This is a genomic window from Pseudomonas sp. KCJK9000 (assembly GCF_046230725.1).
Taxonomy (GTDB): domain Bacteria; phylum Pseudomonadota; class Gammaproteobacteria; order Pseudomonadales; family Pseudomonadaceae; genus Aquipseudomonas; species Aquipseudomonas promysalinigenes.
The window spans coordinates 63,417-76,538 of record NZ_JBJJLN010000002.1 but is presented as its reverse complement, the minus strand read 5'-3'; the positions used below and the strand labels follow the sequence as shown (position 1 = coordinate 76,538).

Genomic DNA, 13,122 nt, shown 5'->3' with positions numbered 1-13,122 from the left:
CGCGATCTTGCCACTGCTTTATCGCTCCCAATTGACAGGGGCCGCAGCGCGGCCCCCAACACCAATCAGTCGAATACCACAGTCTTGTTGCCGTGGACCAGCACCCGGTCTTCCAAGTGATAACGCAGGCCGCGGGCCAGCACCATCTTCTCGACGTCGCGGCCGAAGCGGACCATGTCTTCGATGCTATCGGCATGGCTAACCCGCACCACATCCTGCTCGATGATCGGGCCGGCATCCAGCTCTTCGGTCACGTAGTGGCAGGTTGCGCCGATCAGCTTGACACCCCGCAGGGCCGCTTGATGGTAGGGTTTGGCACCTACGAACGATGGCAAGAAACTGTGGTGGATATTGATGACCTTCTCGGCATAATCCTGGCACAGCTGCGGCGGCAGAATTTGCATGTAGCGCGCCAGCACCACGACGTCAGCGGCATGCTCCTGCACCAGGCGAGACACTTCGGCGAAAGCCGGGGCTTTGTCCTTGGGGTCGACCGGCACATGGAAGAACGGGATTCCATGCCACTCGACCATGCTGCGCAGGTCGTTGTGGTTGGAGATCACGCATGGGATATCGCAATCGAGCTCATCGGTGTGCCAGCGGTGCAGCAGATCAGCCAGGCAGTGCGATTCGCGGCTGGCCATCAGCACGACGCGCTTTTTTTGCGCCGAGTCAGTGATACGCCAGGTCATGGAGAACTCTTCGGCAATTGGCGTGAAAGCTTCGCGGAAAGCTTCGATACCGAATGGCAGCGATTCGGCGCGAATTTCATGACGCATGAAGAACCAGCCGCTCTGCTCATCGGAGTGATGGCTGGCTTCGTTGATCCAGCCATTGTAAAGGGCCAGGAAATTACTGACTTTCGCCACGATGCCGACACGGTCGGGGCAAGCGATCACCAGACGATAGGTGCGCATGAATCAAGACTCCAGAACTTCGCAAAGGCGCTCATTCTAACGGCACGCCCGGAAAAACGCAGTAATCATTGCGCAGGCCGTCGGCACATCCGAGCACAGATGCCGCAAGCCCTCGCTTGAGCTCACACTGCGAACCGCGTTGAGTTACTGCTCAACCTATGTAAATTTTTTTTAATCCTGAGATATTTTGTCACATCGTTAATTGCTGCTGCGCGTTGAATATTATGTTTACTTGAGACTATGGGCTGTCTATTATTGCCTCACTCATTTCTGAACACGCATTAAGGAACACTCCATGTCCCTGATCAACGAGTACCGCGCTACCGAAGAAGCCATCAAGGAACTTCAGGCCCGCCTGGCCAACCTGTCTCAGGATGACAAGCTGAAAAAAGAACTGGAGTTCGAAGGCAAACTGCGCAACCTGATGGGTGAATACTCCAAGTCGCTGCGCGACGTCATTGCCCTGCTCGACCCAGATGCCAAATTGAGCAAAGGCCCACGCGGCTCGGCTAAACCTACTGCCACCAAGCGTGCACGTAAAGTCAAGCAATACAAAAACCCGCACAATGGTGAAGTGATCGAAACCAAAGGCGGCAACCACAAAACCCTGAAAGAATGGAAAGCCAAATGGGGTGGCGACGTGGTTGAAAGCTGGGCTAGCCTGCTGGACTGATAATCCACAGCATCCACTGCTTATACAAACAAGAACGCCGGCATGTTGCCGGCGTTTTTGTTTTGCACTCAGGCATTGATAGCAAACCGCTCCCGCAGAAGTTCGGCGTGCACCTGCCAAGCGCCGAGTACCCGTCGGCCGGCCTCGTCGGCGGTGGCCCAGGCGGCGAGCCTGGCCTTTTCGAAATCGCCCAACGTGTTGGGCGCGCCCCACTGCGGGTTGCTGAGGCGCTGCTGGCAGAAGCCATACCAACGCTGGCGCTCTTCGCTGTTCAAGGTTTCAGGGAAGTTTCTGGCACGGTAACGGAACAATAACTCCGGCAGGCGTTGATCATCGAACATCCAATGCCCGTGGCCTAATTGAGCAGGGTCCAAGGTGCGAACTTGCTCGCACAGACGGCGGTCGCGGTCACCGATGAAACCCTCATACAACTGCTGCTCAGGATCTTCTACCGCAGCAAAATGTTCACTGCCGTAGATAGGCTCAAGCTTACCTTCCCAGTGTGCGCGCTGATTAATCAACTGATCGGCACGCGATTGCAGCAAGGCCAAATCGATGCCCAGTCGTTGCTGATCAGCTGGGCGCAATACCGACAGCGGAGCGACAACCGGGCAGCGGTTGATCTGCACCAACTTGAGCGGAACCGGTAATTGCCCTTCAAGCAATTGATCATGCCGCGTGTACAAACGTTCGCGTAGGACTTCGGCACTTTCCCTTAGTAACGGTAGGGTTTCCTGATGCAGGTCGCACACAATCAGTGCATTGCGATTACGCGGGTGCCATGCCAATGGCAGAACCACACCCAGATAGTGTCGCGCCGCGGAAAAGCGTCCGGATATGTGTACCAGCGGCTGCAATAGTTGAACCTGCTCCATGACTTTTTGCTTACTGCGCAACTGGAACAGCCATTCATATAACTTGGGTTGTTTCTGCCTTATCAAGCGCGCTAGAGCAATCGTCGCCCGTACGTCGGAAAGCGCCTCATGGGCATGGCCGTGGTCGATGCCGTTTGCCTGGCTCAACAACTCCAGACGCAGGCTGGTGCGCCCATCCTGTTGCGGCCAGACAATCCCTTCCGGGCGCAGGGCATATGCGGTGCGTACCACGTCGATCAGGTCCCAGCGGCTGTTGCCGCCCTGCCATTCGCGGGCATAGGGGTCGAAGAAATTGCGGTAAAGACTGTAACGGGTCACTTCGTCGTCGAAGCGAAGTGTGTTGTAACCCGCACCGCAGGTGCCAGGACGCATCAGTTGCTGGTGAACCCGAGTCATGAACTCGGCTTCGCACAAGCCCTGGTTGGCAAGTTGCTCGGGGGTGATACCAGTGACCAGACAAGCGGCCGGGTGCGGGAGGATATCGTCCGAAGGGCGGCAGTAGAGGTTGATCGGTTGGTCGATCTCGTTGAGCTCAAGATCGGTACGCACACCGGCCACCTGCAACGGGCGATCGCAGCGCGGGTTGATGCCAGTGGTTTCGTAGTCGTGCCAGAAAATGCTGGTTGTCACGGGGTCGTCCTGTTTCGCGGTCGACCCGATTTTAACGGAGCCAGGCTCAGGCGGAAGCGTTGGCAGGGTGGAAACTGAAATACTCGCGCAGTGAGTGGACGAATTCTTCGTATTCGCGCGGCGCCTGCAGCAGCATGAAACCCGAATCGTAGTGGCCTGGCGTCTGGTCTTCACGGCACCACAGGCAACTGGCAGTCAAGTTGATGAACTGAAACCCACCGTTGGGCAGAGGCAGGCGCAACTGCAGTTCGAAATCCGGGCCGACCAGAACCGGCAGCGAGCTGATCAGCATGATGCCGTCTTCCGAGGCATTGCCCAGCTGGCCGATGGGTTGGTCGGTGTGGCGGTTGTAGACCGTCAGCACACCGGTCAACTGATGGCGTTCGATATGGCGCTTGTTGAACATGTTCGCGAGTGCAGTCCCGTAAAGGTGCCAGGGATGCAAGGTACTGGCGGTTGTTGTAACAACTGAGTTACAGATTAGCGCAGTGCGCCAAGCCTAGCCTGTGAAATAAACCACACCTTGGTATTAACGCCAAGTGGGGGTGCCGACGGGATGACTCACCGCAGCCTCTGGCCCGCGATAGTGCCCGAGTTTTTCTAGGGTTTGCAGGCGCGCCTTGGCCCGAAACGCATATTCGTTGCCTGGGTATTGCTGAATCAGATACTCATATGTTTGCGCCGCGTCCAGGTAAAGCTTGTCGCGCTCAAGGCACTGGCCCCGCAACAGCGTGGCTTCCGGGTGGATGAACGGCCGCGCACGGCTGGTGCGGTCGACCTGCGACAGTTCCAGCATGACTCGCTGACAATCGCCGCGGTCATAGGCGCGGTAGGCATTGTTCAGATGGTGGTCCATGGACCAGCGGGTGCAGCCGACGGTGCTGGCAGCCAGGGCAATCAAGATCAGGGCGCGCATGGGGTATCTCCTTTGATGCCAGTTTATCGACCATGGCCGGCAAATCTTCACAGCCTTTTGCAAGCATACGCCTGCCGTTCAAATGCCACCCTGCATCGCTGGCAGGTAGTGCAACGGAACAATGACTACAGCGCAATTGAGGAGTAGCCTTTCGCTGCGCTTCACTATAGGAGTCTGTGCATGAGCATCCGCCGTACCAAAATCGTCGCCACCCTTGGCCCCGCCAGCAACTCGCCGGAAGTGATCGAACAGCTGATCCTCGCCGGCCTGGACGTGGCACGCCTGAACTTCTCCCATGGCACGCCGGACGAGCACAAGGCGCGTGCGCGCCTGATCCGTGACATCGCCGCCAAGAACGGCCGCCATGTCGCGCTGCTGGGTGACCTGCAAGGTCCGAAGATCCGCATCGCTAAATTCGCCAACAAGCGCATCGAATTGAAGATCGGTGACAAATTCACCTTCTCCACCGCCCACCCGCTGACCGAAGGCAACCAGGACATCGTCGGTATCGACTATCCCGACCTGGTCAAAGACTGCGGCGTTGGTGACGAACTGCTGCTCGACGACGGGCGTGTGGTCATGCGCGTCGAAACCGCCACCGCGGACGCTCTGCACTGCGTGGTGATCATCGGCGGCCCGCTGTCGGACCACAAAGGCATCAACCGCAAAGGTGGCGGCCTGACCGCACCGGCTCTGACCGAAAAAGACAAGGCCGACATCAAGCTCGCCGCAGAAATGGACCTGGACTACCTGGCGGTATCCTTCCCCCGTGACGCCAGCGACATGGAGTACGCCCGTAAGCTGCGTGACGAATCCGGTGGCAGCGCCTGGCTGGTCGCCAAGATCGAACGCGCCGAAGCCGTTGCCGACGATGAAACCCTGGACAAGCTGATCGCAGCCTCTGACGCCGTCATGGTTGCCCGTGGCGACCTGGGTGTGGAAATCGGCGACGCCGAGCTGATCGCCATCCAGAAGAAGATCATTCAGCACGCTCGCCGCAACAACAAGGCGGTGATCGTTGCGACCCAGATGATGGAGTCGATGATCCAGAACCCGATGCCGACTCGTGCCGAAGTATCGGACGTGGCCAACGCCGTGCTGGACAACACCGATGCGGTGATGCTGTCGGCCGAGAGCGCCGCCGGTGCCTACCCGATCGAAGCCGTACAGGCCATGGCGCGTATCTGCCTGGGTGCCGAGAAGCATCCGACTAGCCAGAAGTCCAGCCACCGCCTGCACACCACCTTCGAGCGCTGTGACGAAAGCATCGCCCTGGCGGCCATTTACACCGCCAACCACTTCCCGGGTGTGAAGGCGATCATCGCGCTGACCGAAAGCGGCTACACCCCTCTGATCATGTCGCGCCTGCGTTCGCACGTGCCGATCTTTGCGCTGTCGCCGCACCGCGCCACTCAGGCTCGGGCCAACATGTTCCGTGGTGTCTACCCGATCGCCTTCGACCCGGCATCGCTGCCGGCCGACAAAGTCAGCCAGGCGGCCGTGGACGAGCTGCTCAAGCGCGGCCTGGTGGCACAAGGTGACTGGGTGATCCTGACCAAAGGTGACAGCTACCACACCATCGGCGGCACCAACGGCATGAAGATCCTGCACGTGGGTGATCCGCTGGTCGGCTGATAGCCTTTGCGGCCCTATCGCGACCTGCGGTCGCTCCTACGGAGAATTGCGTTCCCCCGTAGGAGCGACCGCAGGTCGCGATGAGGCCAGCACTCACAACACAACTGCCTCAGGCATGCTCAACGAACACATCGGCAAACACCTGCCCGCGCGGCACCCCGGCAATGAACAGCCGCCGGGCGAACCGCTCGACACTCCCCGCCGCTCCACACACCAGCGCTATAGTTTGCCGCGACGACAGGTTCAGGCGTGCCAACGCCTCATCCATCTGCTGCGCCAGCACCAGCTCGACCTTCACACCTTCCAATTGCAACAGCGGCTGCGCCAGATAATGCGCAGCACCATCGCGGGCTATGTGCAGCAGCCGAATCTCACCTTGATGCCCCTGGCGCAATGCCTCGCGCAAGATGCCCCACAGCGGCGCCAGCCCAGTGCCCGCTGCCAATAGCCAGAGCGGCCGCGCCTGCCAGTCCGGGTCATAGTGCAGTGCTCCACCGCGAACCTCGCCAAGGCGCAAGCTATCGCCCAGTTGCAGCCCACGGGCTTTGTCGCAGAAGGCACCTGGCCGCTGACAGTCGATATGAAACTCCAGATAACCGTCCTCACCCGGCAGGCTGGCCAACGAGTAAGGCCTTGCAACAGGGCCGTTCCACACCACCACATGCTGCCCAGCCTGATACCGCAACCCCCGTTCAGGGATCAGGCGCACACGCAGCACATCGCCGAACCAGTCCAGCCCGCACACCCGCGCTGGCACCCCGTCCTGCTGGGGGTCGAACAGCGCAACGTGCAAGTTCTCGACAACCCGGCACTGGCATGCCAGGCGCCAACCCTGGGCATGTTTGTCCGCTGCCAGGGCCTGGGGCGACGCATCCTGCGGTTGCCCGGCCACGCACTGCACCAGGCACGCATGGCAACTGCCGGCTCGGCAGCTATAGGGCACGTTCAGCCCCGCGTCGTTGAGGGCATCGAGCAGGTTGCTGCCAGTGGGCACCGCCCAGCTGTTTGCGCCCACGCTAAGTTCAGGCATGGTAAGTCATTCTCCAACGGTCACCGGGTCACTGTAAGCCAAGCGCTAGGTGGCAGCAAAAACGATGCCCGTTAGCAGCCGACCAAGGTCCAGACCACACGCAGGTGTTTCGCGCAGTGAGGCGCGCTATACTGCCGCGCCCTTTTGCGTCGGCCAGCCTGCCGGCGCGCCTTGCAAGGCGCTTCGACACGCTGGTCGGCACCGTCGAACGTCTTTTTGAATGTTCCCGTCTTTAAGAGGAGCGCGCTGCATGACCGTGATCAAGCAAGACGACCTGATTCAGAGCGTCGCCGACGCCCTGCAATTCATCTCGTACTACCACCCCGTCGATTTCATCCAGGCGATGCACGAAGCCTACCTGCGTGAAGAATCCCCCGCCGCACGGGACTCGATCGCCCAGATCCTGATCAACTCGCGCATGTGCGCCACTGGCCACCGCCCGATCTGCCAGGACACCGGTATCGTCACCGTGTTCATCCGTGTGGGCATGGATGTGCGCTGGGACGGCGCCACCATGAGCGTCGACGACATGATCAACGAAGGTGTGCGTCGCGCCTACAATCTGCCTGAAAACGTGCTTCGCGCCTCGATCCTGGCCGACCCGGCCGGTGCGCGCAAGAACACCAAGGACAACACTCCAGCCGTCATCCACTACTCGATCGTTCCAGGCGACAAGGTCGAAGTGGACGTTGCCGCCAAAGGCGGCGGCTCGGAGAACAAGTCGAAGATGGCCATGCTCAACCCGTCCGACTCGATCGTCGACTGGGTGCTCAAGACCGTGCCGACCATGGGCGCTGGCTGGTGCCCGCCAGGCATGCTGGGCATCGGCATCGGCGGTACCGCCGAGAAGGCCGCGGTCATGGCCAAGGAAGTGTTGATGGAGTCCATCGACATCCACGAACTCAAAGCCCGTGGCCCGCAGAACCGCCTTGAAGAGATCCGTCTGGAGCTGTTCGACAAGGTCAACCAGTTGGGTATCGGCGCACAGGGCCTCGGTGGCCTGACCACCGTGCTCGACGTCAAGATCATGGACTACCCGACTCACGCCGCCTCGCTGCCGGTGTGCATGATCCCCAATTGCGCCGCCACTCGTCACGCCCACTTCGTGCTCGACGGCAACGGCCCGGCCGAGCTTGAAGCGCCGTCGCTGGACGCTTACCCGGAAATCGTCTGGGAAGCCGGCCCAAGTGCCCGTCGCGTCAACCTCGACGACATCACCCCCGAAGAAGTCGCCAGCTGGAAACCAGGCGAGACCATTCTGCTCAACGGCAAGATGCTCACTGGCCGCGACGCTGCCCACAAGCGCATGGTCGAGATGCTCAACCGCGGTGAAGAACTGCCAGTAGACCTCAAAGGCCGCTTCATCTACTACGTCGGCCCGGTCGACCCAGTGGGTGACGAAGTGGTGGGCCCTGCCGGCCCGACCACTGCCACGCGCATGGACAAGTTCACCCGCCAGATCCTCGAGCAGACCGGCCTGCTGGGCATGATCGGCAAGTCCGAGCGTGGCCCGACCGCTATCGAGGCGATCAAGGACAACAAGGCCGTATACCTGATGGCCGTGGGTGGCGCTGCTTACCTGGTGGCTCAGGCCATTCGCAAGTCGAAGGTTCTGGCCTTCGCCGAGCTGGGCATGGAAGCGATCTATGAGTTCGAGGTCAAGGACATGCCGGTGACCGTAGCCGTCGACAGCAACGGCGAATCGGTACACATCACTGGCCCTGCCCTGTGGCAGAGCAAGATTGACCAGAGCCTGGCAGTTGAAGTGAAGTAAGCCCGATATCACGGTGGCGGCCCCAAATCGGGGCCGCTGCTGTTTCAGAGCAGACGTTCAAACTGCTCCGGCCAGTCCCTGCGGGTAAATACCTGCCCTTGCTGCCGCACCTGCCGCACGTGCTCAAGGCTCACTTCACACATCAGCCACTGGCTGCCCACCGGGCTCAACGCCTCACTCAGCGCAATCACCCCGTCCTGCGGCATCCCGTAATCTGGCGGAACGAACAGCCCAGCCCGGCCGATGTTCTCATCCAGTGCTGGCGACCACGGTGCCAGGCCCACGGTCGGGCTTTGTAACACCGCTATCTGGTTTTCCAGCGCCCGAGCCTGCGCGCCTATGCGCACTCTGTGATAGCCCGCTTCGGTATCGGTGCAGCTCGGCGCCAGGATCAGGTCAGCGCCGCCCTCAGCCAAGTGGCGCGCCAACATTGGGAACTCATTGTCATAGCAAATCAGGATGCCCAAACGGCCAAGCGCGGTGTCGAACACCTGCAGCCCATCACCGGCAGCAATGCCCCACTGCTCTCGCTCAAAGCGGGTCATGATGAGTTTGTCCTGATAGCCCAGCACTCCCTTGGGGCCGAACAGCCAGGCTCGGTTACGGTACTGCCCATCGAGGTCGAGCACCGGCAGGCTGCCTGGCTGTAGGTAGATGCCCCAACGCCGCGCAATGCCCTCGCACAACGCCAGCCAGGGCTCGATCAGCGGCTGAATGCCGGCGATCGAGGCCTTCAGGTCGCCCCGCTGCTCAACCGGCAACTGCCCGCTAAGCACCAACCCGGCATATTCAGGCAATAGCAGCAGTTGGGCGCCGGCCTCCACGGCCTCGGCGCACAGCCCTTGCAGGTGCTCGGCATACGCATCCCAGGTTTCATGCAGTTCGATGGCGTACTGGCACGCCGCGAGGCGGATCAAGCCGGAAGCGCCTTGGTCCAGAAGGACATGATTTTTTCCGAACTGTGGGTTTCGTCCAGGTCGCGCCAGGCGTAGTGGGTCCGCAGCGCTGGGTCATGGAGGAAGCCGCGATTGCGCCAGAACCCGTTCAGCGGCTTATAGTCCGCCGGCCGACGCGGGTGCGTTCCTGGACGCTCCACGGCGCAAAACGCGCAAAAGTCGAATTCGGCCAGTTTATGGGCATAGGATTCGCGCTCGATGAAAAAGCGCACTCCCAGGCCACGGCCACGGTACTCCGGCAGCACCAACGACTCACCGAAGTAGTAGACGCTTGCCGGGTCGCGCCCCAACGCCAGAAACGGCTCTTGGAACTCAGGGGCTACATCCACCAGCGGCAGGCCGGTCGAAACACCAACCACCTTGCTTTCGTCCAGGGCCAGCACCATAAGGCTGCGCCCGGAACGGGTGTAGCTGGCCAGGTAGTCGGCCTCGTCCTGGGCAGTGCCGTCATAAAGATAGGGAAACTCGCGAAACACGGTCAGGCGCAGGCGAGCGAGGTCATCGATGTAAGGCGCGATAGCGGCGCCGTGCAACAGGCGTATTTGCATGCTTGGCGGTCGTTTTGTCGATGTGGATGACGCGCTCGGCTAAGCCGGGCTTGAGGGGAAACCCTATCATCCAAGCCAGCACATCGCCTTTTCCCTACACGACAGGAACTGTTCCATGACCGCTACCGAACTGGTCCACGCTTATTATGCCGCCTTCAATGCCGGTGACATGCCAACGTTCTTGGCACTGCTCAGCGAAGATGTAATTCACGACATCAACCAGGGCGAGCGACAAATGGGCAAAGCGAAGTTCGCCGCGTTCATGGACAAGATGAACCGCTGCTACCGCGAGCGCCTGGCCGACATCGTGGTCATGCAGAACGCCGACGGCAGCCGCGCAGCAGCGGAGTTCACCGTCCACGGCCAATACCTGGCCGACGACGAAGGCTTGCCGGCGGCCACGGGCCAGACTTACGTGCTGCCAGCGGGGGCATTCTTCTACATTCACTGCGGCAAGATTGCCCGGATCACCAATTACTACAACCTCAACGATTGGGTCGAGCAGGTAGAGTGAACCTGCCGAGCGGCCCGATCAGGCGATATGGGTGCCAAGCACTTTGAGGAACGCCGCCAGCCAGGCCGGGTGGGCGGGCCAGGCTGGCGCGGTGACCAGGTTGCCATCCACATGTGCCTGGTCCACCGCGATATCGATGAAGGTGCCGCCGGCCAGCCGCACTTCCGGCGCACACGCCGGATACGCACTGCACTCGCGCCCTTGCAGCACACCTGCGGCTGCCAACAACTGCGCACCATGGCACACCGCTGCAATCGGCTTGCCGGCTTGGTCGAAGGCCCGCACCAGCTCCAGAACCCGCTCATCCAGGCGCAGATACTCCGGGGCACGGCCGCCAGGAATCAGCAGCGCGTCGTAACCCTCGGCTCGAGCCCGCACGAAGTCGTAGTTCAGTGCAAAATTATGCCCTGGCTTTTCGCTGTAGGTCTGTTCGCCTTCGAAGTCATGAATCGCTGTGCGCACCGTCTGCCCAGCGACCTTCTCCGGGCACACCGCGTGAACGGTGTGGCCGACCATGCTCAGCGCCTGGAAAGGCACCATCGCCTCGTAGTCTTCCACATAGTCGCCAACCAGCATGAGAATCTTCTTCGCCGTCATCACACCCACTCCTTCGATTGCCTGGAAACCGTCAGTGCACGATAGCTGCTCTCAGTCCCGTCGGTCGAGCAGGTTGACCACCAGCCTGTCCAGCCAACCCCATATGCGCTGTTTCACCCGGCGCCACAGCGGCCGGGCATGCCAGTGGTCCAGGTCGACAGCCTGGCTCAAGGCGAAGTCACGCTCGAAGCTGGCGTGTACAGCGGCCGTCAAAGGCGGATCGAGCGCCTCGATGTTGGCCTCCAGGTTAAAGCGCAGGTTCCAGTGATCGAAGTTGCATGAGCCAATGCTGACCCAGTCGTCGATCAGCACCATTTTCAAATGCAGGAAACAGGGCTGGTATTCGTAGATACGCACACCCGCTCGCAGCAAGCGCGGGTAATAGCGGTGCCCGGCATAGCGTACCGAAGGGTGGTCGGTGCGCGGGCCAGTCAGCAGCAAGCGCACGTCGACCCCTTTCCCTGCAGCCCGGCGCAGGGACCGGCGCACGCTCCAAGTCGGCAGGAAATACGGCGTGGCCAGCCACACTCGCTGCTTGCCACTGTTGATTGCCCGCACCAGCGAATGCAGGATGTCCTGATGCTGGCGGGCGTCGGCATAGGCCACTCGGCCCATGCCCTGCCCTTGCGCCGGCAACTTGGGCAGGCGAGGCAGGCCAAAGCCTTCGGCCGGGCGCCAGGCGGTACGACGTTCGTTGGCTTGCCACTGGCGGTCGAACAGCTGTTGCCAGTCGCTCACCACAGGGCCATGCATTTGCACCATCACCTCATGCCAGGCGCTGCTTGACTCACCGGGCACCCAGAATTCGTCGGTAACCCCGGTGCCCCCCACCACGGCCCAACGCTCATCGACCAGCAACAGTTTGCGATGGTCACGGTAGAGGTTGCGCAAACCACGCTTCCAGCGCAGGCGGTTGTACCAGCGCAGATAGACGCCGGCATCCAGCAGGCGCTGGCGCAGCGCTGCAGTGAAGGCCAAAGAGCCATAGTCATCGAACAGGCAGCGCACGCGCACGCCGCGTACTGCCGCCTGTTCCAGCGCCTGGACCACAGCCTCGGCGCAGGCACCGGCCTCGACCAGATACAACTCCAGGTCCACCTGTGCCTGCGCACCGGCAATCGCCTGAAGCATCCTGGGAAAGAACGCAGGGCCGTCGATCAGCAGTTCGAATTGATTGCCATCGCGCCAGGGGAATACGGGCCCTGGCATGTCAGCGGGCGTTGAAAATCAGTACCGCGTTGACCGGTACCAATGGGTTGATGGATTTCAACTTGGCAAACTTGCGCAGGCTCTCCAGCCCGGGCAACAGGCCGAAGTCAGAAGCGCGCAGCACCAATGGTTCGAGGGTCACTACCTGGAAGCGCCGCTCATCCAGGCGGGTGGCCAGCAGCAGCGCGTTGTAGCTGTGGGACTGCCCATGCAGGGTGACGGTCAGCGGCAGGCGCAACTCGATTTGCGCGCCATCGGCCAGGTCGTTGATCGGCCGCAGGTCGATCTGCGCCTTTACGCTGGCCTCGGCAAAGCGCTGCACTTCGAAAAGATGGTCGCGCATCTGCTCGTCACGCAGCGGCACCCCGCTGCTGACCGAGTCCATCTCGATGCGCAGCGCAGCCGCGCCCTTTCGGTCGACACTGCCGTGCAACACTAAAAAGCGATGCACCTCGGCGGTATCACCATTTTTGCCGGTGACGAATGACAGGCGCGATGATTCGCCATCAAGGTGCCAATTGGCATGGGCGGGCAAGCACAGGGCCAGCAGCAGAGCAGGCAGAAGGCGACTGAGGTTGAACATGAGAGGTCTCGTAGAACTTGACCGCCAACCTTAACCGCCTGCTTTCATGGCAGCAAGCGCTAGCCTGCTCGTGCACCGTGCCAGGCAGCCTGGCTGCGCAGGCCTGGCCCCTGGGCGCTTTCCCGCCGCTGCCGGCGATTTTCTTCCAGGCCGCTCAAGGGCAGCCATGGTTTCACGGCCCCCCAGGTAATACGCTTGAGCCAAGCCCATGACAAAGCGACCTGAGGAGTGCTTTTTTGGCCGAATAAGCCGACGGTATTCTCAG

14 protein-coding genes and 1 pseudogene are annotated in these 13,122 nt (G+C 61.1%); 4 read left to right on the top strand and 11 right to left on the bottom strand.

All coding sequences use genetic code 11. The annotated features are described in order from the left end of the window. Positions 1–65: 65 nt before the first annotated feature. On the bottom strand, positions 66–917 hold the full coding sequence (gene purU, locus ACK59H_RS01620) for a formyltetrahydrofolate deformylase (RefSeq protein ID WP_060478073.1): 852 nt from the start codon (positions 915–917) through the stop codon (positions 66–68). Between the two features lie 295 nt (positions 918–1,212). Here purU and mvaT point away from each other — a divergent pair, with 295 nt between their 5' ends. Continuing rightward, the gene (gene mvaT / locus ACK59H_RS01615; protein WP_060478074.1) at positions 1,213–1,590 is read left to right on the top strand and encodes a histone-like nucleoid-structuring protein MvaT; all 378 of its coding nucleotides are present in this window, start codon (positions 1,213–1,215) and stop codon (positions 1,588–1,590) included. Positions 1,591–1,658: 68 nt separating this feature from the next. Here the strand turns inward: mvaT and sbcB are convergent, their stop codons facing one another. The 3 genes from sbcB to ACK59H_RS01600 form a co-directional block, all read right to left on the bottom strand. Then, complete coding sequence (sbcB, locus tag ACK59H_RS01610) at positions 1,659–3,095, bottom strand: exodeoxyribonuclease I (RefSeq protein WP_060478075.1); 1,437 nt, start codon at positions 3,093–3,095, stop codon at positions 1,659–1,661. Positions 3,096–3,141: 46 nt separating this feature from the next. Beyond that, the gene (locus tag ACK59H_RS01605) at positions 3,142–3,501 is read right to left on the bottom strand and encodes a PilZ domain-containing protein (protein WP_060478076.1); all 360 of its coding nucleotides are present in this window, start codon (positions 3,499–3,501) and stop codon (positions 3,142–3,144) included. A 123-nt stretch (positions 3,502–3,624) separates the two neighbouring features. Beyond that, the gene (locus ACK59H_RS01600) at positions 3,625–4,011 is read right to left on the bottom strand and encodes a hypothetical protein (RefSeq protein WP_060478077.1); all 387 of its coding nucleotides are present in this window, start codon (positions 4,009–4,011) and stop codon (positions 3,625–3,627) included. 180 nt (positions 4,012–4,191) lie between these two features. Here ACK59H_RS01600 and pyk point away from each other — a divergent pair, with 180 nt between their 5' ends. After that, on the top strand, positions 4,192–5,646 hold the full coding sequence (gene pyk / locus ACK59H_RS01595; RefSeq protein ID WP_207936885.1) for a pyruvate kinase: 1,455 nt from the start codon (positions 4,192–4,194) through the stop codon (positions 5,644–5,646). Positions 5,647–5,755: 109 nt separating this feature from the next. On the opposite strand, the gene ACK59H_RS01590 is transcribed toward pyk, so the two are convergent. Then, positions 5,756–6,676, bottom strand: coding sequence for an iron-sulfur-binding ferredoxin reductase (locus ACK59H_RS01590; protein WP_060478079.1), 921 nt, complete (start codon positions 6,674–6,676; stop codon positions 5,756–5,758). A gap of 250 nt (positions 6,677–6,926) precedes the next feature. Between ACK59H_RS01590 and ACK59H_RS01585 the strand changes: the two genes are divergently transcribed. After that, positions 6,927–8,450, top strand: coding sequence for a fumarate hydratase (locus ACK59H_RS01585; RefSeq protein ID WP_060478080.1), 1,524 nt, complete (start codon positions 6,927–6,929; stop codon positions 8,448–8,450). Positions 8,451–8,494: 44 nt separating this feature from the next. Here the strand turns inward: ACK59H_RS01585 and ACK59H_RS01580 are convergent, their stop codons facing one another. After that, on the bottom strand, positions 8,495–9,367 hold the full coding sequence (locus tag ACK59H_RS01580) for a carbon-nitrogen hydrolase family protein (protein WP_060478081.1): 873 nt from the start codon (positions 9,365–9,367) through the stop codon (positions 8,495–8,497). Continuing rightward, a complete protein-coding gene (locus ACK59H_RS01575) occupies positions 9,364–9,954 on the bottom strand; it encodes a hypothetical protein (RefSeq protein ID WP_060478082.1) in 591 nt (196 codons plus the stop codon). Before ACK59H_RS01575 ends, ACK59H_RS01580 begins: the two co-directional genes overlap by 4 nt. 115 nt (positions 9,955–10,069) lie before the next feature. On the opposite strand from ACK59H_RS01575, the gene ACK59H_RS01570 reads away from it, so the two are divergent. Next, positions 10,070–10,468, top strand: a complete 399-nt coding sequence (locus tag ACK59H_RS01570; protein WP_060478083.1) for a nuclear transport factor 2 family protein — start codon at positions 10,070–10,072, stop codon at positions 10,466–10,468. 18 nt (positions 10,469–10,486) lie between these two features. Here the strand turns inward: ACK59H_RS01570 and ACK59H_RS01565 are convergent, their stop codons facing one another. From ACK59H_RS01565 to ACK59H_RS01550, 4 genes and pseudogenes are all read right to left on the bottom strand, one after another. Then, positions 10,487–11,068: a DJ-1/PfpI family protein gene (locus ACK59H_RS01565; protein ID WP_186477519.1), complete on the bottom strand. Its 582-nt coding sequence runs from the start codon at positions 11,066–11,068 to the stop codon at positions 10,487–10,489. A 48-nt stretch (positions 11,069–11,116) separates the two neighbouring features. Continuing rightward, positions 11,117–12,274 (bottom strand): phosphatidylserine/phosphatidylglycerophosphate/cardiolipin synthase family protein, encoded by a 1,158-nt coding sequence (locus ACK59H_RS01560; RefSeq protein WP_060478085.1) that lies wholly within the window; start codon positions 12,272–12,274, stop codon positions 11,117–11,119. Between the two features lies 1 nt (position 12,275). Beyond that, a complete protein-coding gene (locus ACK59H_RS01555; protein WP_060478086.1) occupies positions 12,276–12,857 on the bottom strand; it encodes a YceI family protein in 582 nt (193 codons plus the stop codon). Positions 12,858–12,916: 59 nt separating this feature from the next. Beyond that, a pseudogene (locus ACK59H_RS01550) lies at positions 12,917–13,116 on the bottom strand (amidase); the annotation flags it as partial. Positions 13,117–13,122: the final 6 nt, after the last annotated feature.

Coding starts and splice junctions, on each gene's coding strand:
- ACK59H_RS01605 (WP_060478076.1), bottom strand. CDS start 3,501: ATGTTCAACAAGCGCCATATCGAACGCCATCAGTTGACCGGTGTGCTG.
- ACK59H_RS01575 (WP_060478082.1), bottom strand. CDS start 9,954: ATGCAAATACGCCTGTTGCACGGCGCCGCTATCGCGCCTTACATCGAT.
- mvaT (WP_060478074.1), top strand. CDS start 1,213: ATGTCCCTGATCAACGAGTACCGCGCTACCGAAGAAGCCATCAAGGAA.
- pyk (WP_207936885.1), top strand. CDS start 4,192: ATGAGCATCCGCCGTACCAAAATCGTCGCCACCCTTGGCCCCGCCAGC.
- ACK59H_RS01555 (WP_060478086.1), bottom strand. CDS start 12,857: ATGTTCAACCTCAGTCGCCTTCTGCCTGCTCTGCTGCTGGCCCTGTGC.
- ACK59H_RS01560 (WP_060478085.1), bottom strand. CDS start 12,274: ATGCCAGGGCCCGTATTCCCCTGGCGCGATGGCAATCAATTCGAACTG.
- purU (WP_060478073.1), bottom strand. CDS start 917: ATGCGCACCTATCGTCTGGTGATCGCTTGCCCCGACCGTGTCGGCATC.
- ACK59H_RS01570 (WP_060478083.1), top strand. CDS start 10,070: ATGACCGCTACCGAACTGGTCCACGCTTATTATGCCGCCTTCAATGCC.
- ACK59H_RS01590 (WP_060478079.1), bottom strand. CDS start 6,676: ATGCCTGAACTTAGCGTGGGCGCAAACAGCTGGGCGGTGCCCACTGGC.
- ACK59H_RS01585 (WP_060478080.1), top strand. CDS start 6,927: ATGACCGTGATCAAGCAAGACGACCTGATTCAGAGCGTCGCCGACGCC.
- ACK59H_RS01600 (WP_060478077.1), bottom strand. CDS start 4,011: ATGCGCGCCCTGATCTTGATTGCCCTGGCTGCCAGCACCGTCGGCTGC.